This window comes from Glaciecola sp. KUL10 (assembly GCF_003203515.1).
Classification (GTDB): domain Bacteria; phylum Pseudomonadota; class Gammaproteobacteria; order Enterobacterales; family Alteromonadaceae; genus Glaciecola.
Genome location: NZ_BGNG01000001.1, coordinates 672,544 through 695,384, shown reverse-complemented (window position 1 = coordinate 695,384; position 22,841 = coordinate 672,544). Strand labels below are relative to the sequence as shown.

The following is a 22,841-nucleotide window of genomic DNA, read 5'->3' as shown; positions in this document are numbered from 1 at the left end:
TTTGTGCGCAGTATAGCGATAAAACTTTTCGGGTTCATGTAAAAAAAACGGTGGCGTGCAACTTATTGCGTATTAAAAGCGCATATATAAAATGAAAATTATGTTATCTTTTTACCAGTAATAGCGAAATGGGTTGCTTAGTTTACACATTGAGTAACATTTAAATCATCCAATTGAAGTGCCTTGCCGTTATTATAGTTATACGATGCGCGCGCGAAGAACCTATAAATTGTGGTTTGTTTTGCGAAGCGAAGTAAGTTAGAGGTGTTTATGTCATTTATTGTTCCGCAAATGCTCCAAGACGGTCAAGACTATATGAAAGCATGGCCAATGCAAAAGCAACTATATGCGCTTTTCCCTGAGTGCAGGGTGATTGCTGCCACGAAATTCGGTATTAAAGTGATGCCAGCGCTTGCGGTAATAAGTGTCGCTTTGCATCTAAACTACTTTGGAATGGACCATTTGTCACAGGCTATTGCGACGGGTATTTTCTTTTTGAGTTTACCAGTACAAGGTTTGCTATGGCTTGGACATCGCTCACAGCAATCATTACCTCCCGCGATTGAGTCTTGGTATCGCCAAATTTATGAAACAATGCAGACAAAAGGTTGTGCGCTAGAAAACTTAAAGCCAAAACCAAAATTCAAAGAGCTTGCCTTATTACTAAAGACAGCTTTCAGTGAAATGGATAGAGCGTTTACAAAACACATGTTTTAGGCCTCAGGACTTCCTTACACTTTCGGCATCGATAGGACTGTTTGTTTCTGATTACTTTGTTGTGCCTTATCAGTGACAAAAGGACCGGTTGGTCACAGTGACATTCATATTCGAATGTTGATTGCATCACATCTTTCACTTCAAAGGCGTGAGTGACATGAGCAGGGCGTTTGAACACTCCTTGCATGATTGACTGCCACTCTTTCCCATGGGGTTTCACTGCCGATTTACCTAACCCATTTCTTACTTTATTCCTAAATCCTGTTGAATATCGTTCGTACACAATTAAATGAGCCAGTTCGTGAGGAATCACATCTTCTATAAATGCAGATTGATTTTGCCAAAATAATATCGCGTTAAGCCTAATATGATACTTCTGAAGAAGGGCGCTACCCGCTATTTTTCCTCGCTGCGAAAGGCATAAAGATGGTTTGACAATCTTCATGTTAAGCTCTATTGCAGCCTTCTGTGTTAGCGTATCTAAACAGGAGTCAGCTATTTTCAAAAGATATGATTTTTGTTCATCTGTGATTGAAACTGTGCTTTGCATTTGATTGCTAATTTTAAGTTAATAATTTCATTAGGCGCTGTTTTTTTTCGTACCAATAAGAAAGGCAGCACAAGGCTGCCCTTTATAGCATTCTAAACGCTTAGTTTAATTCACATTCGATACACATTGCGTACGTTGCTAATGGATCATTAAGCTGTCCGTACTTCGCCAACTCTTTGTCAATACCATTGACCATCTGGAGTAATGGGCTAGGTTGACGTTGAATGTCGAAAGAACCAATAAACTCAGCAGTACCTTTTAACAGGTTTTGCCAGAACTGGTCTTGTGGTGAAAGGTCTTGAACTACATATTCTGTTACGTAGTCGCTAAGGCTAGCAAGCTCTGCAGCAGAATCAATTGCATCTTGCAGGTTACCAAGCGCGTCCACCAAGCCAAGCTCCAACGCTTGACTACCAATCCAGACACGACCTTGAGCTATTTCATCTACCTGTTCAATTGTCATATTACGTTCACTAGCAACAAGGTTGATGAAGCGAGAATAGCCTCTTTCTATATTCATTTGTAATATATCTTTAAAACCCTGTGCCAGCCCCATTGTTGGAGCTGCATTCAAACTTGCAATATCTGATGTGGCAACTCCATCGGTGTTTACTCCCAAGTAGCCTAGTGAGTTTTCGTAGGTCATCAGCATGCCGAAAATACCAATTGAACCGGTAATTGTGCTTGGTTCTGCTATTATTTTATCCGCACTTGCTGATATCCAGTATCCGCCAGAAGCAGCAAGCGTGCTCATCGAAGCAACGACAGGTTTACCTGCAGCTTTGAGTAAATCTACCTCGTTGCGAATTACTTCTGAGGCAAATGCGCTACCGCCGCCAGAGTCTACTTGTAGCACAACAGCTTTAACCTTGTCATTTAAACGCGCTTTTCTTAATAATGCTGCAGTTGAGTCTCCGCCTATTTCGCCAGCCTTGCGAGCGCCGTCTAAAATTGTCCCTTTTGCCACGACAATAGCAACTTGGTCTTTCTCATTAGGGACTTTTGGTAACGCGGGACTGATGATCGATAAATAACGGTCAAAGTTGATTGAAGCATAACCACGTTTACTGTCATCTTCACCAAGGAGGTCAATCATTTGTTGTCTAAATTCATGTTTCGACTTTAGCTCATCAACCCATCCATTCTGCAATGCATATTGACCGAAATCGCCGTCGACAGCCGCCATTTTTGAAACAACGTCACCAAATGTTTCATCAAAATTTTGCATATCCATATCTCGCGCAGCAGATACATCTTCTTTGTACTGATTCCATAGTGCATTCATCCATGTGAGATTGGCTTCTTTCGCTTCTTCGGACATGTCATTGCGAATAAAGGGCTCTATCGCTGATTTGAATTTACCAACCTTGAACACATGCGTACTGGCTTTCAGCTTTTCTAGTGCGTCTTTATAATACATTCTATATCGACCATACCCTTCGATAATCATCGCACCCATAGGGTTTAGATAGATTTCGTCAGCGTGTGCAGCCAAGTAGTATTGTGTCTGACCATAATAATCACCCACCGCATAAACAGGTTTTTCGGAGGTTTTAAAATCCTCAATTGCTTCAGCGACGAGTTTTAATTTGTCGAAACCAGCGCTTCGTAGCCCTCCTAGGCTGAGAACCAAGGCTTCTATTCGCCTATCTTCCTTAGCGTTTTTGATCACTTTTACGACGTCTTTAACCAGAATCTCTGGACTTTGCTCTTGTTGTCCCAGTGCTTCGTTAATCACTTGTTCAGCAGGGTCTATCCAACGCTTTTGAATTACCAAGTCACCATTCAAATTAAGCACCAACGCGCTGTTTTTGGGAACAGTGAGTTCGTCTGAATCGGAAGAGCTTATTGCGATAATTAAGCCTACAACAATTATGATGAAGAGTAGATTAAAGAAAAATCTACGCGTAAAATTCAATACATTCCAAGAACCAATAAAAAATGATTTGGTCCAGCTTTTTTTCGCAGTCATACACATCCTAATATTTTTAGTTTCGCGCTTTTGTCATATTATATAAATACATTCAATTACCACAGCCTAAAAATGTAATTGTTTGTAAATTAATACCGGAGTTCAGGTGAAATAGCTCACGTTAATCAAAGATTGGAAGGAAACACGTGGATTTTTGTTCTTTTATCTCCGATTAAAGTAAAAATTGATGAACCAGTCACACTTAAAAGATAGATAAAAAACGGATTAAAGGTACCCAAATGAATGCGCTAGATTTGTTGCTTAACAGAAGTTCACAACCGCGATTGCAAGCACCCGCCCCGGAAGGAGAGGTACTGGAAAATATCATGCAATCCGCGTTACGAGCGCCAGACCATCGTTGTTTAACACCTTGGCGGTTTGTAGTATGCACCGGTAAAGGTTTGAATAGGCTAGGTGATATATTTCAACAAGCTGCAATTTTGGCTGACGCGGATGAAGCTGTGGTGACTCGAGCTGCACAATTACCTTTGCGTGCGCCAATGGTGGTAGTTGCGATTGCTGATTACAAAGAGGATGAAAAGGTACCAAGAGTTGAACAAATTGCTTCTACAGCATGCGCAGTCAACGCAATGCAGATGGCAGCTGTTGCACAAGGGTTTCAAGGCGTATGGAGAACGGGTTCGTATGCGACGGATGAAAACGTAAAAAGGCTTTTGATTGTAAACCCGAGGACGAGATTTTGGGTTTTTTATATTTGGGCTCTTCTACAATTAAGCCATTGCCGAAACCCACTAGAGTGTCACAGCAGTTTTTCACACTTTGGGAACAATAAGATACTCACTAATAAGTGAGTATCTGTCTAATTTAACTTTTAATAACGAAGCAGGTTAAACTTCAACTTTAAAGCTTAGGCCTGCGTGTTTTTCAAGCCTTTCAATTAGTTTATTGCCAAAGGCAGGTGCTGTAGTGTAAAAACCACCCTCTAGCGTATTGAAGTGTTCGACAAGGCAAATTGCACTTTCTGTAATCATGCGTGAAGTCGAACCATAGCCAGGGTCTAGATCACCTGAAACTGACGTAACATGAGTCTTTCCATTTGTATCCTCAGCAACAAACATTACATCGTAAAAACCATTTTCTCTTTCTTCTTTGCTAGGGCCTTCTCCTGGCTTAGGGCCGTCGTCACTGGCTAACGATTTATCCTTAGCGACAATCTGCGCAAGTTTCTCCCCTTGTTCACCAGGACCGGTTAATAACATTTCATCATACTGAAATGCTTCACCGTACTGGTGCCCAAGTAATTCATTAGAACGGTGCACATTACGTGTATTGATAGCTGCCATTATAAACATCGTCGCCCAACTGCCTAACTTTTCGTCGTAATACGGTTTATCCCCATTCGGTTGTTCAACTGGCGACGTATTTAATGCTAGGGCATATGGGTTTTGTAACACTTTCATGACTTTTGGATCGGCGAACGCAGCTTTGAGTGTTGCTTTTAAGCTTGCGGCGGTGCCACCTGAAAATGTCCCCTGCATCTTGCGCACTCGACCCTTTACATAATTTGCAGGATTACCCGTTTCAGCGATCACTTTTTGTTGTAGTTGGTACACACCCAAATCAAAAGGGATACTATCAAAGCCACAAGAAAACACGATTTTCGCCCCACTTGATTTGGCTTGTTCCTCGTATTTAGCAATCATGTCATGCATCCATACGGGCTCGCCGCAAAGGTCTACATATCCTTTGCCCAGTTGACAACAGCTTTTGACCAATGTTTCTCCATAAAGCTGATAGGGACCAACTGTAGTCAGTATCACTTGAGCTTTGCTAACCATGCTATCAATACTGGCTTGATCACTGCCGTCAGCGACAATCAAATCAATATCATTGGGCATATCGAGTGAATTAGCGATAGCTTTAAGTTTATCTAAGTTCCTACCGGCCATCGCCCACTTCAAGTCTTTGTTTGAGGCGTGTTCATTTTGAATATATTCAGCGACGAGCTGCCCAGTGAACCCTGTAGCACCATAGACGATCACATCATATTGTTGATTATTTTGATTTAACATGTCTCTCTCATAGTTGTTTGTTAGCAATATGTTAACTATACGAGGGAAAAGGGGGGCGTTGCATTACATTTACTGATTAATGAAAATTAATATCAGTGTTAAAGAAAAAAGGCTGGACGAGGAGGGCCCGAACAGCCTATGCATCAGTTACTTGCTAATTAAGCAATTGTCACAATTTTACACGTATTTGTTGCGCCGATTGTTTCCATTTGATCGCCATAGGTCAACATAATTTGATCACCGACTTGTAACATGCCAGATTCCTTTAACTTTTTAACGACATCTGCCGTGATTTGACCTGGTTTACTTATCGTTGAATCGAAGCTCATAGGAATCACACCTCGATACAATGCCATCATGTTCAAGGTTGCTGTATGGCGACTCATTGCAATGATTGGCAATGAAGTTGTAATACGTGACATGAGTTTTGGCGTTGTTCCACTCTCTGTCAAAGCAACAATTGCAGTAATTGATTTTAAGTGATTTGCAGCGTAAACGGCGGCCATTGAAGTTGTTTCACTGACATCGTTAAAGTGTTCTTCCAGTCTATGTTTTGAAATACGAACACTTGGGTGACTTTCTGCACCCTCACAAACCCGAGACATAGCCTGTACCGTTTCAACTGGATACTGACCGGCAGCTGTTTCAGCAGATAGCATCACCGCATCAGTTCCATCGAGCACCGCATTTGCCACGTCCATTACCTCAGCGCGTGTTGGCATTGGACTTTCGATCATCGATTCCATCATTTGTGTTGCGGTAATAACAACTTTATTCAATTGACGAGAACGAGCGATCAGTTTCTTTTGCACACCCACTAGTTCAGCATCACCAATTTCAACGCCTAAATCGCCTCGCGCCACCATGACTGCATCTGATGCTTTTATCACATCGTCCATCGCTTCATTACTTGCAACCGTCTCAGCGCGTTCGACTTTCGCACAAATCATTGCATTTGAGCCTGCTGCTACAGCAAGTTCACGCGCGTAATCAAGATCGGCACCAGAACGAGGGAAAGAAACAGCCAAGTAATCAACACCAATGGCAGCCGCTGTTTTGATGTCTTCTTTATCTTTTTCTGTCAAAGCTTCTGCAGATAATCCACCGCCTTGCCTGTTGATACCTTTGTTGTTTGAGAGTTTTCCACCGACGGTAACCTTAGTGTGTACTTTTCGACCACTTACTTCCGTTACAACAAGTTGAATCCTGCCATCATCCAACAATAATAAATCATCTTTACTCACGTCATCTGGTAACGCTTTGTAATCGATACCAACTGTTTCGCTATTACCTTCTTCTTTACCCAGCTCTGCATCGAGGCAGAAAGATTGGCCTATAGATAAATGAACTGGACCGTCTTTGAATCTTGAAACTCGGATTTTAGGACCTTGTAAGTCGCCCAAAATGGCTACATACTTGTTTAGCTTTTTGGCCGCAGTACGGACTTTTCGTGCGCGCTCTATATGATCTTCGGCTTGACCATGTGAAAAGTTCATGCGTACCACATTTGCACCAGCTTCAATAATCGCTTCGATTGTTTCTTGTGTATCAGTTGCCGGACCTAAGGTAGCGAGTATTTTTGTTCTACGAGACATAGTTTTTCTCAATGTAAAGTTAGTTGGTTGTTTAGTTATCTTGTTTTGTGTAACGAGAGCCTCGTAACGTGTCTTTCACACGTTTGAGATTTTCTCTAAATTTGGTGCCTCTGCGCAGCGTAAATCCTGTTGCTAGCACATCAATAAGCGTTAACTGAGCTATTCTAGAGGCCATTGGCATATATAAATCAGTATCTTCTGGAACTGCTAGAGACAAAACATAATTACATTCCTTTGATAAAGGACTACCAGCAGAGGTGATACCAACGACTATTGCGTCGTTTGCTCTGGCAATTTGTGCAACTTCCACCATGCTTTTAGTTCTGCCTGTATGCGAGATTAAGATTACAACATCGCCTTCAGTACTATTCATACAGCTCATACGTTGCATTAATATGTCTTCGAAAAACGAAACAGGCACGTTGAAGCGAAAAAATTTATTACGCGCATCATGAGCAACTGATGCCGATGCACCAAGGCCGAAGAATGAAATATTGTTAGCCTGTGTTAATAAGTCGACTACCCTGTTTACAACAGCAACATCGACCGATTGGCGAGCGACCTCTAGGGATGCCATCGTAGACTCAAATATTTTGTTTGTATATTCGCCGGGGCCATCGAATTCGTCGACATGTCGGTTAACGTAAGGTGTTCCGTTAGCTAGACTTTGCGCTAGATGAAGTTTGAAATCTGGGTAACCTTTGGTGTCTAGGCGTCGGCAGAATCGATTGACTGTTGGCTCACTCACATTAGACATTTTTGCAAGTGTTGCAATGCTTGAATGAATAGCCACTTGCGGATTAGCAAGTATTACCTCAGCAACCTTTTTCTCTGATTTACTAAATTCCGCATGTTGGCGCGTAATTTTTTCTAAGATGTTCATGCTGTTTTGTTCCAATATTATCGTTTTCGACAATTCTGTAATAATACTACGTTTAAAAAACGCATTTGTCATTCATCTTGTAACTTTTTAACAAAAAAAACTTAACACTTATTCGAAATAACAGAGCTGTAAGGGATGGTAAACTCGATGCTTACTCCTTTTGTTTGATAATTGATATAAAATTTATTGGGTTGAAAGTTGTTATTTAACAATAAGTTAGGATTTATATCCATGTTTTGCAAAAGACGCCAACGATTTCACCCCAAATGTCACTAATTTAGATCATATTTGTTAAATCTTAAGGTTGTAATTTTACTACATTTATAGTTTACTATGCTTCTAATAAAAATATCGCACACATATTATTAACAAAGGACAGGGGCCGATTATGGTTACTGAAACAAACAGCAAACACGCTGGGTACGAACCGATTGATTTCGTACTATTTGGCACTTTAGGCGATTTAGCTCGCCGTAAATTGCTGCCTTCACTCTATCAGTTAGACAAAGCTGGTTTTATGCATGAAGGAACAAAGATTTTAGGCGTTGCTCGTCAAGCACACAGTGCTGAAGAATTTGTAGAGCAGGTGAAGCTCGCTTTAGAAACTTTTTTAGGCGAAGACCTGTGTCAAGATACATGGTCCAGATTCGCTGAACGTTTGGGCTATGCTCAAATAGACATGAAGAGCCCTAAAGATTACAAGCAACTAAAACAACATGTTGACGCCCAAAGAACAATGGTGTGTTACTTTGCGACGCCACCGTCTATTTATGGTGACATATGCAGAGGCATGGATGAATCAAAAGTCATTGACGAAACTGTGAGAGTAGTACTTGAAAAGCCAATTGGCCATGATCTCGCTTCTTCAAAGGTTATTAACGAACAAGTTGCTGAGTATTTTGATGAATCGCAAATCTACCGAATAGATCATTATCTTGGTAAAGAGACTGTACTTAACCTTATTGCGCTGAGATTCGCTAACTCTATATTTGCAACCAATTGGGATCACAATTGCATAGACCATGTTCAAATAAGCGTAGCTGAGTCTGTTGGGATAGAAGGGCGTTGGGGTTATTTTGACGACGCTGGCCAAATGCGAGATATGGTTCAAAACCACCTTTTACAAATCCTGTCTTTGGTCGCAATGGAACCACCCACAACATTAGATGCAGATAGTATTCGAGACGAAAAGCTCAAAGTATTGAAAGCACTGCGCCCAATTAATGCATCCAATATCGCTGATAAAACAGTAAGAGGTCAATATGCCGCAGGCTTTGTACGTGGAGAAGAAGTGCCGGGCTATTTAGATGAACCTGATGCAAACGAAAAAAGCACCACTGAAACTTTTGTCGCTATCAAAGCTGAAATAGACAATTGGCGCTGGGCTGGCGTTCCTTTCTACTTGAGAACGGGTAAGCGACTGCCTAACAAAACGAGTGAAGTCGTCATTTACTTTAAACGTCAACCTCACAATCTTTTTGATGGTAGCTTTGCAACATTGCCGCAAAATAAATTAGTTATTAGGCTTCAACCTGATGAAGGCGTCGAAGTAACCGTCATGAATAAAGTTCCAGGGCTCACTACCACTGGTTCGATGGATTTACAAAAATCAAAATTAAATCTCAGTTTTTCGGAAGCCTTTGCCGATGATCGCATAGCTGATGCATACGAAAAGTTATTGTTAGAAGTAATGATCGGAAACCAAGCATTATTTGTTCGCCGCGATGAAATAGAACAAGCTTGGACATGGGTTGATTCAATAAAAGCTGCGTGGGACGCTAGCAATGAGCCTCCTGAATCTTATCAAGCAGGCACATGGGGACCCGTTTCTTCAATTGGCCTGTTAGCTCGCGAGGAACGCTCTTGGTACGAAACCAAGCTTAAGCGTACCAAGCCAGCTACTTCGAAATAAAGCTGAGACATATTATGAGCTTAAGCACACATACATTTGAAAACAGTGACGAACTCGTCACTGTATTTAGTCAGCGAATAGCTGATACCTTAAAGCAAGCGATTGCAGAAAAAAATCAAGCAACGCTCGTTGTCAGTGGTGGCAGTACGCCACTTCCTTTGTTTAAAAGCCTATGCCAACGCGATTTAGATTGGTCAAAGGTCGTCATTACCCTTGCTGATGAAAGATGGGTTGACGCGCAACACTCTGCCAGTAATGAAAAGCTAGTGCGAGAGAACCTCTTACAACAAAATGCGGCCAACGCTACTTTTATTAGTCTTACTACTAATGATGAATTAGCCGCAGACGCCGTTGAAGAAATTACATCTCGTTTTGCTTCTGTTAGCCAACCCTTTGATGTGCTTATATTAGGAATGGGTGAAGACGGTCATACCGCTTCTCTGTTTCCTTGTAGCGAGCAAATTGAAGCTGGTCTAGACACTAACTCTTCAGCCATGTTTATCGCAACTCAGCCTACTACAGCGCCACATCAAAGAATGTCGCTTACCCTTAAGGCTTTGATAAGCAGTGCAAACATTTATCTGCATTTGACAGGTGAAAAGAAGAAAAACGTGCTTGAAGACGCATTAGCAAACTACACTGAAATACAGAAGCCTATTAAGGCAGTATGTGACAGAGCTGACGTCCAATTAATGTGGGCGCCATAGGAGATTAAACATGAATACTATTATTCAAGAAGTAACTGACAGAATTATTGAGAGAAGCCAAGCAACCAGAAAGGCTTATCTAGAAAAAATTGAAAGAGCACGTAAAAACGGACCACTACGCGGGCAATTGTCTTGTGGTAACTTAGCGCACGGATTCGCAGCATGTAACCCTGCAGATAAAGCTGACTTGCGTAGCATGACAAAAGCAAACGTCGCAATCGTATCGTCATATAACGATATGTTATCAGCTCACCAACCTTACGAGACGTATCCACAAATTCTTAAACAAGCTATTGCTGAAGTGGGTAGTGTTGCACAGTTTGCTGGCGGCGTACCTGCAATGTGTGACGGCGTTACCCAAGGTAACGCGGGCATGGAACTTAGCCTAATGAGTCGAGACAATATTGCAATGGGAGCGGCTATTGGGCTTTCTCATAATATGTTTGACTCCGCGATTATGCTGGGAATATGTGACAAGATTGTCCCTGGTTTGCTTTTAGGTGGTCTTAGCTTTGGTCACTTGCCTACCGTTTTTGTTCCAGCTGGCCCAATGCCATCAGGTTTACCGAATAAAGAAAAAGCGCGAGTACGTCAAGAGTATGCAGAAGGTAAAGTCGGCAGAGATGCATTGCTTGAAGCTGAGTCCCAGTCTTATCACTCTGCAGGAACCTGTACTTTTTATGGCACCGCAAACAGTAACCAATTAGTCGTTGAAGTCATGGGCTTACATCTTCCTGGTTCATCATTTGTGAACCCTGGCACGCCTCTGCGTGACGCGTTGACAAAAGCGGCAGCCGTACAAGCAACGCGATTAACTGATTTAGGCGAAAATTACATGCCGATTGGCCATGTTGTTGATGCAAAATCAATGGTTAACGGCCTAGTTGCTTTGTTGGCAACAGGTGGTTCAACAAACCATACTATGCACTTAGTTGCAGTCGCCCGAGCTGCGGGACTCATTGTAAATTGGGATGACTTTTCTGACCTATCAAAGGCTACCCCATTATTAACACGTATATATCCAAATGGTTCTGCAGATATTAACCACTTTGTTGCTGCAGGCGGCATGTCTTTATTGTTCAAACAATTACTAGACGCGGGCTTGCTTCACAATGATGTGAATACGATATGTGGTCGCGGATTGGATCAATACACTAAAGAACCACAACTTCGCGATGGCGAACTTGAATGGGTGGATGGACCACAAACTTCACTTGATAAAGAAGTATTGGCTTCTGTCGAGCAACCGTTTAAGCCAGACGGCGGCCTATCAGTACTTGATGGTGCGTTAGGAAGAGCGGTTATAAAAACATCTGCTCTAAAAGAGCCTGTTTGTCACATAAAAGCGCCTGCAGTTGTATTTGAAGATCAGTATGCATTGGACGAAGCGTTTCAGTCGGGCCAATTAGATAAAGATTGCATCGTGGTTGTGCGTTTCCAAGGCCCATCTGCGATTGGTATGCCTGAGTTACATAGATTGACACCTCCATTGGGTGTTTTACAAGATAAGGGTTACAAAGTGGCATTAGTCACCGACGGTCGTATGTCAGGTGCATCGGGTAAAGTACCTGCGGCTATCCATTTGACTCCAGAAGCCTACAAAGGCGGTTTAATTGGTAAAGTGAAGGATGGCGATCTAATCGAAATAAACACCGCGACAGGCGAACTCATCCTGCATGTCGACCAAGCAGAGCTCGATGCAAGAGAATTCGCTAAAGTCGACCTAAGCATGAGCCATGTTGGCATGGGCAGAGAAATGTTTGGCGGCATGCGCGCAACCCTTACGGGCGCTGAAGAAGGTGCTTGTTCATTGTTTTACGATCAAGGGCCGATAGCATGAGTCAGCGATTTATAGCCGATGTTGGCGGCACTAATATTAGACTAGCTCTAGTTGAAAATGGGCGTATTTCGCTGATTAAAAAGTATTTGTGTACTGAGTTTGACACCATTGCAGACGCGATACTTTTCTTTCAAAACGAATGCACAGATACAGGTTTCACTGAAGGTTGCATAGGCATTGCTTGCCCAGTAAATAACGATCTAGTAAAAATGACCAACCACACTTGGGAATTTTCTAAATCTGCATTGCAAACTCAGCTTGGCCTTGATGCTTTGCACGTCATCAATGACTTTACCGCCGTGGCTCATTCTCTCCCAACGCTTAATCACAACCAAGTGATCGCCGTTGGTCAAGGAAAAGCCAAGGATAAAGGCAATATCGCAGTATTCGGGCCCGGAACAGGTTTGGGTGTAGAACACTTAACGTGGACGTCTAAAGGTTGGCAGACACTTGACGGTGAAGGTGGTCATGTAGACTTTGCACCGACTGACGAAAATGGCCTCATTGTCTGGCAGTACCTACAAAATAAATTTGGCCGTGCTTCGGCAGAAGAAGTGTTGTCAGGTCGCGGTATCGTAAATATCTACAACGCTTTAGCAGAAGCGAAAGGCATGGAAAAACAGTTCAGTGATCCTGCTGACATTAGCGAAAACGCAATTAATAATTCGGATCAATTATGCGTAGAAACTGCCCAACAGTTCTGCCGTGTAATGGGAAGCTTTGCTGGCAATCTCGCACTTAATTTATGCACCACTGGTGGTGTATTCATTGGTGGCGGAATTGTCTCAAAACTTGGTAAATTCTTTGTGAATAGTGACTTTAGAGCTTACTTTGAAGCGAAAGGTGATTTCAAAGAATACGTTAAGGATATTCCTACTTACGTAATTGATGAACCAGACCATGGGCTACTCGGCGCATTGGCATTTTTGTTACAACAATCAAAGAGAACTATAGAAGATGAATAACTGGAAATACACCTCACAGGAAGTTTTTAACCAAGGGCCAGTCGTACCTGTCTTAGTAATAGACAAGGTAGAGGATGCTTTGCCAATCGCCGAAGCACTTATTGCTGGTGGTATTAATGTACTTGAGGTGACGCTTCGTACTGAAGCAGCCATGGATGTTATTCGAACAATTGCTGAAGCACTGCCTGAAGCCTATATTGGCGCAGGAACCGTGACGAACAGAGAGCAATTGAAGGCGGTCACAGATGCAGGCGCTAAATTTGCGATAAGCCCTGGCTTGACGGCAGACTTACTAAAAGCGGGTAAAGAAGGTTCTATTCCGCTAATCCCTGGTATTTCCAATATTTCTGATTTAATGAAAGCCAAAGATGCTGGTTACGACCATCTTAAATTCTTCCCAGCAGAAGCCGCAGGCGGTGTTAAAGCACTTAAATCTATCGGCGGGCCATTCCCAGATATCGTATTTTGCCCAACGGGTGGTATCAGTCCAAGTAACTATCAAGAATACTTGGCATTGCCAAACGTAAAATGTTGCGGTGGTTCATGGTTGGCACCTACCGACGCAATTGAAAATAAGCAATGGTCTATCATCACAGACTTAGCAAAAGCGGCTTGTGATATCTAAACGGCGCTTTATGATGCTATAAAAAAAGATGATGCTATAAATAACAATGGCTCACATTTATGTGGGCCATTTTTTTATTTTATCGTTTGTGAAAGGCAATGGGATTGCATAGCTAATAGTTTTATTGGCGCCACAATTGCAGACTCAACACATACCATTGTTTTATATCCATCATCCTGCATATCAGGCAATGCTTGACTATTGAGCATCCAAGGATTCCATATCACTGCAGCATTATTTCCCTGGTTGCTGACCTGAATATTGCTAAGCGATTCGTTGCTTTTTGCGATATTAATGACTTCTACATCTTCCATGTTATCTTTGCCATGGATTCGGTCAACTTCTTTATTGATAACATATGGTGACTGGGGAGGGCAGGTTGCGAACCCTTGCGTTTTATCTTGATATTCAGAATTGACGCCCTCAAGCGTTACATTTTTTATATCTTCTACAGCGAAATAAGAATGCAATGCAGAGCCAAACTCGACGCTCGATGTAGATTGATTATGAGTAATAAGATCCATTTTACATTCGCTATCAAAGCGAACTATCAATTGAACACTAAAATCACTGCAATATGAAAACTGAGCCAATTCAGTTGGACTCAAACGAAGTTCAACAAAGTTATCGTTCTCCTCAAATTCATCTAATTGCCAAACTTGAGTGCGAGCATAGCCATGTGAGGGCGCTTTTAAGTTATGTTGTTCACAGTATTCATCAACTGCTTTTGGCTGGTTAGCTGCAAACCAAGGCCAGCAGACGGGAACACCACCTCTTATTGGCTTGGAACCATTTGACACACTGCTTGGGCTAAGCCAAAGCCGGTTTATATTGTCACTTGACGGGGTAAAACTTAAGAGGTGTGCACCAAATAATGAAATAGCCGCTTTACATGTGGGATGATTTATCTCAATTGTATCTAATTCGCCGTACTGACCCAGCGACAGATATTGCGCATCATTTAAAACTGCTTTTAAATCGGTTTGACTCATGATTCTTTTCTCATTTTATTAACGGCTTGAGGTTTAGCTAACATAAGAAAACAAAAAAGCGGCTGTGATAGCCGCTTTTACAAGATTGTTTAGTAATGCATTTGTTTACTTAGAAATATGTGCAACCAAATCCAATACGCGGTTTGAATAACCTACTTCATTATCGTACCAAGATACAAGTTTAACGAAGTTATCTGTCAACGAAATACCCGCAGTTGCATCAAAAATTGAAGACTGAGTATCGCCAATGAAATCTTGTGAAACGACGGCGTCTTCTGTGTAACCAAGAATACCTTTTAAGCTTCCTTCTGAGGCTTTTTTCATTGTCGCACAGATAGTTTCATAAGAAGCTGGCTTTGCTAGGTTAACCGTTAAATCAACAACCGAAACGTTTGCTGTAGGGACTCTAAACGCCATACCAGTCAGTTTACCGTTTAAGCTTGGGATAACCTTACCAACCGCTTTTGCAGCACCTGTAGACGAAGGGATGATGTTTTGAGAAGCACCACGACCGCCACGCCAATCTTTTGCTGAAGGTGCATCAACAGTTTTTTGAGTGGCTGTTGTTGCGTGAACGGTTGTCATCAATCCATCAACAATACTAAATTCGTCATTTAATACTTTAGCAAGTGGCGCTAAACAGTTAGTTGTGCATGAAGCGTTAGAAACAATTGCTTGTCCTGCATATTCTTCATGGTTAACACCCATTACAAACATTGGCGTATGATCTTTTGAAGGTGCTGACATGACAACTTTCTTCGCACCTGCTTGAATGTGCTTCTGAGCTGTATCTTCTGTCAAGAATAAGCCCGTTGATTCAACAACTACATCAACATTGACGTCATTCCATGCAAGCGCCGCAGGATCGCGTTCAGCGGTCACTCTGATTTCTTGACCATTGACAACAAGTTTGTCGCCGACTACTTCTACTGTACCGTCAAATTTACCGTGTGTTGAATCATATTTGAACATGTAGGCAATATAATCTAAATCCAAAAGATCATTGATTGCGACGACATTCACATCGTCTCTTGTCGCTGCTGCGCGTAATACTAAACGTCCGATTCTACCGAATCCGTTAATTCCTACATTGATAGCCATTGCTAACCCTCTTGATTCGAATTTAAAAAATTACTATGAAATAAAATTACGAAAATTATGGATCGAAAGTAAACAAAATGCAAAATATTCTTTATAATTGTTGTTTAATTACAAGTACGTTAAAAAGTTGTACAAGCCTTATGTGCGCTTACAGTCTATTGCAAACGTATTCAAATGCGCTATTGCTCAAACTACTGAATAATGCGCAGTTAAAATAATGTTGCAAAAACGCTAAATTAATCACCAAGGCAAAGGTTTTTGCCAATGGCGCAGGAAAGTTGAATGAACCAATACTTAGAACGCTTAGTTGAAGAACGCGGAATCGAATCAAACTTCATCGATGCTTGGGGAAAACCCGCAGTGATATCTGAGCAAAGCAAAATAAAGTTGCTTAAAGCGATGGGCTACGACACTGAAAACGAATCGGCACTTGCCGAGCAGGTTCAGCAAGAAGCTGAAGAACAATGGTTGACGCCGCTTAACCCAGTAAAGGTTAGCAAGGTTGATGAACATTTTAGCTTTGTGGTTCGTGTTGCAATTGAGCATGCCGCCAGCAAACATAAACTCGTCATTGAGCTAGAAGATGGTGAAGAGCAAGTCGTTGATTTTGTGCCAGTAGATAATCAGCTACAGGCCAGTGTCGATATTTCGGATATCGAGTTTCAACAATATCTTGTTACAACAGATATGCTTTTGCCTCTTGGTTATCACGCATTGACTTTAAAACGCGGTAATAAAAAACTTTCTACGGGCAGACAAATAACCGTTCCACAACGTTGTTTTATCCCTAACGAAATCCAAGCGGGGAAAAAAATCTGGGGATTAAGCGTTCAACTATATTGCCTCAGAAGCGAAGCAAATTGGGGTGTTGGCGATTTTTCTGATCTTGCGAACTTAGTCGAGCAAGCTGCCTTGCAAGGCGCAGACTTTATCGGACTCAATCCCATTCATGCTTTGTATCCATCTAACCCCGATGCGTGTTCGCCATACGGGCCAAGTTCAAGACGTTGGTTAAACTCCTTGTATATTGACGTCACGACAATAGACACCTTCGAGGATGAAGACACACAAGCTTGGTTCAACAGCGAAGACATTCAGCAAAAGCTAAGCCATTTAAGAAGCCTTGAATACATAGATTATGAGGGGGTAGCAGAAGTTAAGTATGAAGCCTTAAAGCGTGTATTTAAGACGTTTAAGGCAAAGCACCTGAGCAAAAACACGAAGCTAAACAAAGCTTTTAAAGCATTCATCGCAGAAGGCGGCGAAAGCCTTGCAACGCTTTCGATATGCGAGGCACTACAAGAAACACTCAAGCGCGATGGCAAAGATCACTGGGGTTGGCCTGTTTTCCCAGATGAATACAAGGATTTCGATTCGCCTGAAGTCGCTAAATTCGCGAAAAAAGAAAAAGACCTTGTCGCGTTTTATCAGTTTCTACAATGGCAGGCAGCACAACAGTTTGAAGCAGCAAGCGACAAAGCTAAAAGTAGCGGCATGTTGCTAGGTTTGTATCGAGACCTTGCTGTCGGTGTAAGCGAGGGTAGTGCGGAGATTTGGGGAAATAAATCTTTGTATTGCACTGATGCTAGCGTAGGCGCTCCGCCAGATATTTTGGGTCCACTGGGTCAAAACTGGGGACTGCCGCCAATGGATCCTCAAAAATTGTATGAGCAGGCCTATCAGCCGATCATCGATTTATTTAGCTCAAACATGAAAAAGTCAGGCGCACTGCGAATCGATCACGTAATGGCCTTGTTACGCTTGTGGTGGGTTTATCGTGGTGACGACGCAGGAAAAGGCGGTTATGTTTACTATCCTGTAGACGATTTACTGGGTATTCTAGCATTAGAAAGTGTACGCAATGAAAGCCTAGTGATTGGTGAGGATTTAGGCACAGTACCAGAAGAAATACGCAGTAAACTTGCAGACAACGGCATGTATTCGTATCGCCTATTTTTCTTTGAGCAAGCTCAAGACGGTGGTTTTTATTCGCCTTCACATTATCCAGTACAGTCGATGTGTACTCTTACCACCCACGATATGCCGACACTAAGCGGTTATTGGCATTGCGATGATTTGGCGCTTGGCAAAGAAGTGGGTTTGTACCCTGATCAAGATGTGTTGAATACCTTGTACAACACTCGTCATGATAACAAGCAGCAAATTTTAAATACCTTGCATGGTCACCATTCTATATCTGAACATATTAGCCGTGACGTTAATCATGTGGGTATGACGACTGAATTGAACTATGGCATGCAAACTCATATGGCAAGCGGTTCAAGTGCGCTATTGAGCTTGCAATTAGAAGACTGGTTACAAATGGATAAACCCGTTAATATCCCTGGTACTTTTAAAGAATATCCAAACTGGAAGCGCAAATTGAGTCGCAATTTAGTGGATATTTTTAATGACCAAAGTATCTCTAATTTGGCAAAGGCTGTCGATAATAGACGTAAGGCAGCAAGTACAGATTAAACCATCACATTGAGTAAATTAGGAATCTATATGGCAGTTAACCAGCAATTGATAGAGGCTCGTTGTACCTTTCCATTTGAAGTATTGGGAAAAAGAACACAAGATAAAACGACTAATATCACTGCATGGTTACCTGCAGCTCAACAAGTTGAAGTATTAAAGTTAGGCAAGACGAAAAAAGCAAAACCAAAGTCACTTGGACTGATGACCGAAGCGTCTTCTGGTCTTTTTGAGTTTGAATGTGCAGCATCTAAGTTATCAGATGAAGACATTTATACCTTAAAAGCGACCTACCCAGAGGGTGAGCACACCGCTATTGACCCGTATCAATTTCAAAGTGAAGCTTATCATGCGGTTCATTACGTTGATCATGCGCCTGAAAACCTATACCAACAAATAGGTGCACAGCTCGTCGAGATCAACGGTATACAAGGTACTCGTTTTGCTGTTTTTGCGCCTAACGCCAGTTCAGTTTCATTGATCGCCAGTTTTAACTATTGGGATGCCAGCAAACATCCTATGCAAAAAACAGAATTGGGTTATTGGGTTTTATTTGTGCCTGAAATAGCTGCGGGTGAAACTTATAAATTTGCGATTAAAGACGCACATGGCCATGCGTTACCCGATAAGCAAGATCCGCTTGGCTTTCATCATCACCAGTATCCATCTCATTGCTCAGTCGTGTATGACCACAATCACTATCAATGGAAAGACAGCGCATGGCAAACGCGTAAAAATCATAAGCCTTATGAACAGGCAATGAGCATCTATGAAGTTCACTTAGGCTCATGGCGTAAGCCTGGTGATGAGAATCAACGCTATTTAAGCTATCAAGATTTATCTCAACAGTTGGTTGATTACGTCAAAGAGATGGGATACACCCATATTGAAGTATTACCCGTTTCTGAATTTCCTTTTGACGGCTCTTGGGGGTACCAACCCGTTGGCTTGTTTGCGCCGACGAGTCGTTTTGGCGACCCCGATGCGTTTAAAGCCTTTGTCGATATGTGTCACCAAGCCTCTATCGGTGTGATCATTGATTGGGTGCCCGCTCACTTCCCAGAAGATGGTCATGGTCTAGCACGATTTGACGGTAGTCATTTATATGAATATGAAGATCCCAAAAAAGGATGGCACCCAGATTGGAACTCTTGTATTTATGATTTCGGCAAAGATACCGTTCGCCAGTTTTTAGTGGCCAACGCCTTGTATTGGTTTGATAAATTTCATGTGGATGCGATACGTGTAGATGCCGTTGCCTCAATGTTATATTTAGACTACTCGCGAAATGATGGTGAGTGGATCCCTAATGTCGATGGCGGTAATCACAACTACGAAGCGATCAGTTTGTTGCAATGGATGAACACAGAAGTGTACGCCAAGTTCCCTAATGCGATGACGATTGCAGAAGAATCAACCTCTTTTGCTGGAGTATCTAAGCCTGTTGATCAAGGCGGCCTAGGATTTGGCTTCAAATGGAATATGGGCTGGATGCACGATTCATTGCATTATATTGCAAAAGATCCCGCGTATCGACGTTATCATCATGGTGAATTAAGTTTCAGCATGGTCTATGCCTATGATGAAAACTTTGTTTTGCCAATCTCACACGACGAAGTCGTGCATGGCAAAGGCTCTATGCTACAAAAGATGCCAGGTGATGATTGGCAGCGATTCGCAAATCTTCGAGCCTATTATGGCTTTATGTTTGCTCACCCAGGCAAAAAGCTCCAGTTCATGGGCAACGAATTTGCACAAAATAAAGAGTGGAATCATGACATCAGCCTTGATTGGCACTTGTTAGATGATTCAAATGCTAAACATGCAGGCATTCAAAGGCTTTACAAATCACTCAACCATTTATATACAAGCCAGCCAGCATTGCACGTCAATGACCACCAAGCTGAAGGGTTTCAATGGATTGATCACAATAATGCAGAGCAATCGGTCTTTTCATTTTTGAGAAAAGGTGCCAATGAGACTGTTTTAGTCATTTGCAATTTTACGCCTATTCCTCAAGACGGTTTTAGAGTAGGTGTGAACGAAGCAGGTACGTATGAATTGTTGTTTAACACTGACAAGGGGGAGTTTGGCGGGTCAGACTATCCAGTGGTTGACAGTATTGATGCGCAAACAATCGCTTGGAACGATCAAAATCATAGTGTATTGATCAACCTACCTCCATTGAGCGTGATTTTTTATAAGGTGATTTCTTGAGTCGCTTGAGTTAGCTTAAGCGACACCTCGATACTGATGTATCACTTAGTGTTTTCCAATGTAGAGTGTCTAAATGCAATATGAAATAGAATCATCCGCCTTTCAGCTAAGCCCCGGTAATTTAAAACCCTTTGGGGCGACCCTTTCTGAAAAGGGCTGTAACTTCTCTATTTATTGCCCAGACGCAGAAGAAGTCTATTTATGTCTGTTTGATGAACAAGAACGACCTCTGCAACAAATATTATTGCGTGAGCGCATCCAATCAAAGTGGTTTGGATTTGTAGAAGGCGTGAAAGAAGGTCAGTTATACGCTTATCGAGTGCGTTCAAAAGCGCACAAAAAGGTCAGTGATGACATGAGCATTGGCAAACTACTCATAGACCCTTATGCGAAAGCACTGAGCAAAGCTTTAAATTGGAATGAAAGCGCTTATATTCAAAACGATAATCATAGTTTTATTCCAAAGGGTATTGTCTTAGCACAAAGCAGTTCAAAGCATCTTCCCCAGCCAAAAGCATCTCATCAACGCGTTATCTACGAAGCGCATGTAAAAGGGCTCACTCAACTGCATCCCGACGTGCCAGAAAAACACAGAGGGACTTATCTCGGTTGTACTCATCCCAGTGTTATCAAGCATCTTAAAGCGCTCGGAATTACCACTATTCAGTTTATGCCGCTCAATGCGTTTATGCCTGAACCCTTTATTACACAAAAAGGCTTAACTAATTATTGGGGATACAACCCGATTAATTTTTTCAGCGTTGAAACTCGCTATGCCTATAAAAATGCGTTTGTTGAATGCCAGCAAATGATTAACAACTTAAAACAAGAGGGGTTTGAGGTGATTTTAGACGTGGTCTTCAATCATACTGCTGAAAGTGGAGAAGGCGGGCCGATATTAAGTTTTAAAGGCCTTTGTCACAAGCATGCCTACCTCACAATGGAAAATGATGAACATCATGAACCCATTTATCTGAATTATTCAGGTTGTGGCAACACAGTCAAAGTTTCGAATACGTTTATGATGAATCTGATCATGGATGCCATGAGGTATTGGGTTCAAGTGATGGGCGTAGACGGCTTCAGGTTTGATTTGGCGTCGGTATTAGCGCGTGAACCAATGGACTTCAAATGTGACGCGACGTTTTTCAAATTATTGCGCCAAGATCCAGTTTTGAGTCAAGCGGTGATGATTGCTGAGCCTTGGGATATAGGCCCAGGTGGCTACCAATTGGGTCAATACCCAGATTATTGGTTGGAAGTTAACGACAAGTTTAGAGATAGCGTGCGTGGTTTTTGGCGCGGTGATATAGGCCTAAAAGCTGACTTTGCAACACGCCTGATGGGGTCAAGAGATATCTTTCGCAAAGGCGTTAGGCCCATGCATGCGAGTATCAATAATGTGACTTATCACGATGGCTACACGCTTCACGATGTCGTGAGTTATGAGCAAAAGCACAATTTAGCTAATAAAGAAGATAACCGAGATGGACACAATCATAATTTAACCGCGAATTATGGTGTCGAGGGCGAGACTGACGACAAAGACATTATTGCGATCAGGGAGCAACAAAAACGCAATTTGTTCACCACTTTGGTTTTTTCACAAGGTACCCCACACGTGTTAGGTGGTGATGAATTAAGTCGGACGCAAAATGGCAACAACAATGCTTATTGCCAAGACAATGAAATCAACTGGTATGACTGGCATTTAGATGCGCGCAAAGCGTCGTTCTTGGCATTTTGTCAGTACGCTATTAACTTGCGACACGAAAATAGCTTACTCGCAAACATGCTATTTGAAGACGATATGTACACAAATGCAGTGAATATAGAGCTTGCAGATTGGTATAGAGTTGACGGTACTCACAAGCGAGAAAAAGACTGGGTTAACGACAATCACAATTGTTTTGCCCTGCACATCAAAGGGCAAAACGAGAAAGGACAAGCAGAAGAATGGCTGTATTGCGTCAATAGTAGTGACGAAGCGTGCGAATACAATCTACCGTTGTTACTAAACAATAAAATTTGGAACTGTGTGCTCAATACGGCCCTAGAAAATGTTGACGAATATAAAACATTCCCAGTGTCACCCTTATTCACCGTGACACCTAGAAGCATATATTTATTTAAAAAGGTAGCTTAAGCAAAACCTAGGGCTGAATTATTTCATTTTGATCTTTGGTTTTCTCTCGTGGCAGTTTGTTGTTTTTTCTTTAGGTGTTATGATCTTTAGTAATAAAAGCAGCGCGTG

The 22,841-nt window shown here is 42.0% G+C and carries 16 protein-coding genes and 1 pseudogene; 10 read left to right on the top strand and 7 right to left on the bottom strand.

Annotation, left to right across the window (positions count from 1 at the left end):
• Window positions 1-270: 270 nt before the first annotated feature.
• A complete protein-coding gene (yfbV, locus tag KUL10_RS03115) occupies window positions 271-717 on the top strand; it encodes a terminus macrodomain insulation protein YfbV (RefSeq protein ID WP_110427419.1) in 447 nt (148 codons plus the stop codon).
• Here the strand turns inward: yfbV and KUL10_RS03110 are convergent.
• A complete protein-coding gene (locus KUL10_RS03110; protein ID WP_110427418.1) occupies window positions 698-1,267 on the bottom strand; it encodes a SprT-like domain-containing protein in 570 nt (189 codons plus the stop codon). The genes yfbV and KUL10_RS03110 overlap by 20 nt on opposite strands.
• A 100-nt stretch (window positions 1,268-1,367) precedes the next feature.
• The gene (gene sppA / locus KUL10_RS03105) at window positions 1,368-3,239 is read right to left on the bottom strand and encodes a signal peptide peptidase SppA (protein WP_110427417.1); all 1,872 of its coding nucleotides are present in this window, start codon (window positions 3,237-3,239) and stop codon (window positions 1,368-1,370) included.
• A 239-nt stretch (window positions 3,240-3,478) separates the two neighbouring features.
• Here sppA and KUL10_RS03100 point away from each other — a divergent pair.
• Window positions 3,479-4,032, top strand: a pseudogene (locus tag KUL10_RS03100) (NAD(P)H nitroreductase).
• A 55-nt stretch (window positions 4,033-4,087) separates the two neighbouring features.
• On the opposite strand, the gene KUL10_RS03095 reads toward KUL10_RS03100, so the two are convergent.
• From KUL10_RS03095 to KUL10_RS03085, 3 genes are all read right to left on the bottom strand, one after another.
• Window positions 4,088-5,272, bottom strand: coding sequence for a trans-acting enoyl reductase family protein (locus tag KUL10_RS03095; RefSeq protein ID WP_110427416.1), 1,185 nt, complete (start codon window positions 5,270-5,272; stop codon window positions 4,088-4,090).
• Between the two features lie 158 nt (window positions 5,273-5,430).
• Window positions 5,431-6,867 (bottom strand): pyruvate kinase, encoded by a 1,437-nt coding sequence (gene pyk / locus KUL10_RS03090; RefSeq protein ID WP_110427415.1) that lies wholly within the window; start codon window positions 6,865-6,867, stop codon window positions 5,431-5,433.
• Between the two features lie 31 nt (window positions 6,868-6,898).
• The gene (locus tag KUL10_RS03085; RefSeq protein WP_110427604.1) at window positions 6,899-7,750 is read right to left on the bottom strand and encodes a MurR/RpiR family transcriptional regulator; all 852 of its coding nucleotides are present in this window, start codon (window positions 7,748-7,750) and stop codon (window positions 6,899-6,901) included.
• 388 nt (window positions 7,751-8,138) lie between these two features.
• Between KUL10_RS03085 and zwf the strand changes: the two genes are divergently transcribed.
• Genes zwf through KUL10_RS03060 form a run of 5 tightly spaced genes read left to right on the top strand, consistent with a single transcriptional unit; the run spans window position 8,139 to window position 13,799 of the window.
• Entirely contained in the window at window positions 8,139-9,662 is a 1,524-nt protein-coding gene (gene zwf / locus KUL10_RS03080) for a glucose-6-phosphate dehydrogenase (protein ID WP_110427414.1), read from the top strand.
• Window positions 9,663-9,676: 14 nt separating this feature from the next.
• Window positions 9,677-10,369, top strand: a complete 693-nt coding sequence (gene pgl / locus KUL10_RS03075) for a 6-phosphogluconolactonase (RefSeq protein ID WP_110427413.1) — start codon at window positions 9,677-9,679, stop codon at window positions 10,367-10,369.
• A gap of 10 nt (window positions 10,370-10,379) precedes the next feature.
• On the top strand, window positions 10,380-12,209 hold the full coding sequence (gene edd / locus KUL10_RS03070) for a phosphogluconate dehydratase (protein WP_110427412.1): 1,830 nt from the start codon (window positions 10,380-10,382) through the stop codon (window positions 12,207-12,209).
• Window positions 12,206-13,174 carry a glucokinase gene (gene glk, locus KUL10_RS03065; RefSeq protein WP_110427411.1) on the top strand — a complete coding sequence of 323 codons (969 nt, stop codon included), beginning with the start codon at window positions 12,206-12,208 and terminating at the stop codon, window positions 13,172-13,174. The genes edd and glk overlap by 4 nt, the downstream gene beginning before the upstream one ends.
• Window positions 13,167-13,799: a bifunctional 4-hydroxy-2-oxoglutarate aldolase/2-dehydro-3-deoxy-phosphogluconate aldolase gene (locus KUL10_RS03060; RefSeq protein WP_110427410.1), complete on the top strand. Its 633-nt coding sequence runs from the start codon at window positions 13,167-13,169 to the stop codon at window positions 13,797-13,799. Before glk ends, KUL10_RS03060 begins: the two co-directional genes overlap by 8 nt.
• A 74-nt stretch (window positions 13,800-13,873) precedes the next feature.
• On the opposite strand, the gene KUL10_RS03055 is transcribed toward KUL10_RS03060, so the two are convergent.
• On the bottom strand, window positions 13,874-14,791 hold the full coding sequence (locus KUL10_RS03055) for a D-hexose-6-phosphate mutarotase (RefSeq protein WP_110427409.1): 918 nt from the start codon (window positions 14,789-14,791) through the stop codon (window positions 13,874-13,876).
• 105 nt (window positions 14,792-14,896) lie between these two features.
• Window positions 14,897-15,892 (bottom strand): type I glyceraldehyde-3-phosphate dehydrogenase, encoded by a 996-nt coding sequence (gene gap, locus KUL10_RS03050; RefSeq protein WP_110427408.1) that lies wholly within the window; start codon window positions 15,890-15,892, stop codon window positions 14,897-14,899.
• Window positions 15,893-16,174: 282 nt separating this feature from the next.
• Between gap and malQ the strand changes: the two genes are divergently transcribed.
• The 3 genes from malQ (at window position 16,175) to glgX (ending at window position 22,733) form a co-directional block, all read left to right on the top strand.
• A complete protein-coding gene (malQ, locus tag KUL10_RS03045; RefSeq protein WP_110427407.1) occupies window positions 16,175-18,370 on the top strand; it encodes a 4-alpha-glucanotransferase in 2,196 nt (731 codons plus the stop codon).
• Between the two features lie 30 nt (window positions 18,371-18,400).
• Window positions 18,401-20,587 carry a 1,4-alpha-glucan branching protein GlgB gene (gene glgB, locus KUL10_RS03040; RefSeq protein ID WP_110427406.1) on the top strand — a complete coding sequence of 729 codons (2,187 nt, stop codon included), beginning with the start codon at window positions 18,401-18,403 and terminating at the stop codon, window positions 20,585-20,587.
• A 73-nt stretch (window positions 20,588-20,660) separates the two neighbouring features.
• Window positions 20,661-22,733, top strand: coding sequence for a glycogen debranching protein GlgX (gene glgX, locus KUL10_RS03035; protein ID WP_110427405.1), 2,073 nt, complete (start codon window positions 20,661-20,663; stop codon window positions 22,731-22,733).
• Window positions 22,734-22,841: the final 108 nt, after the last annotated feature.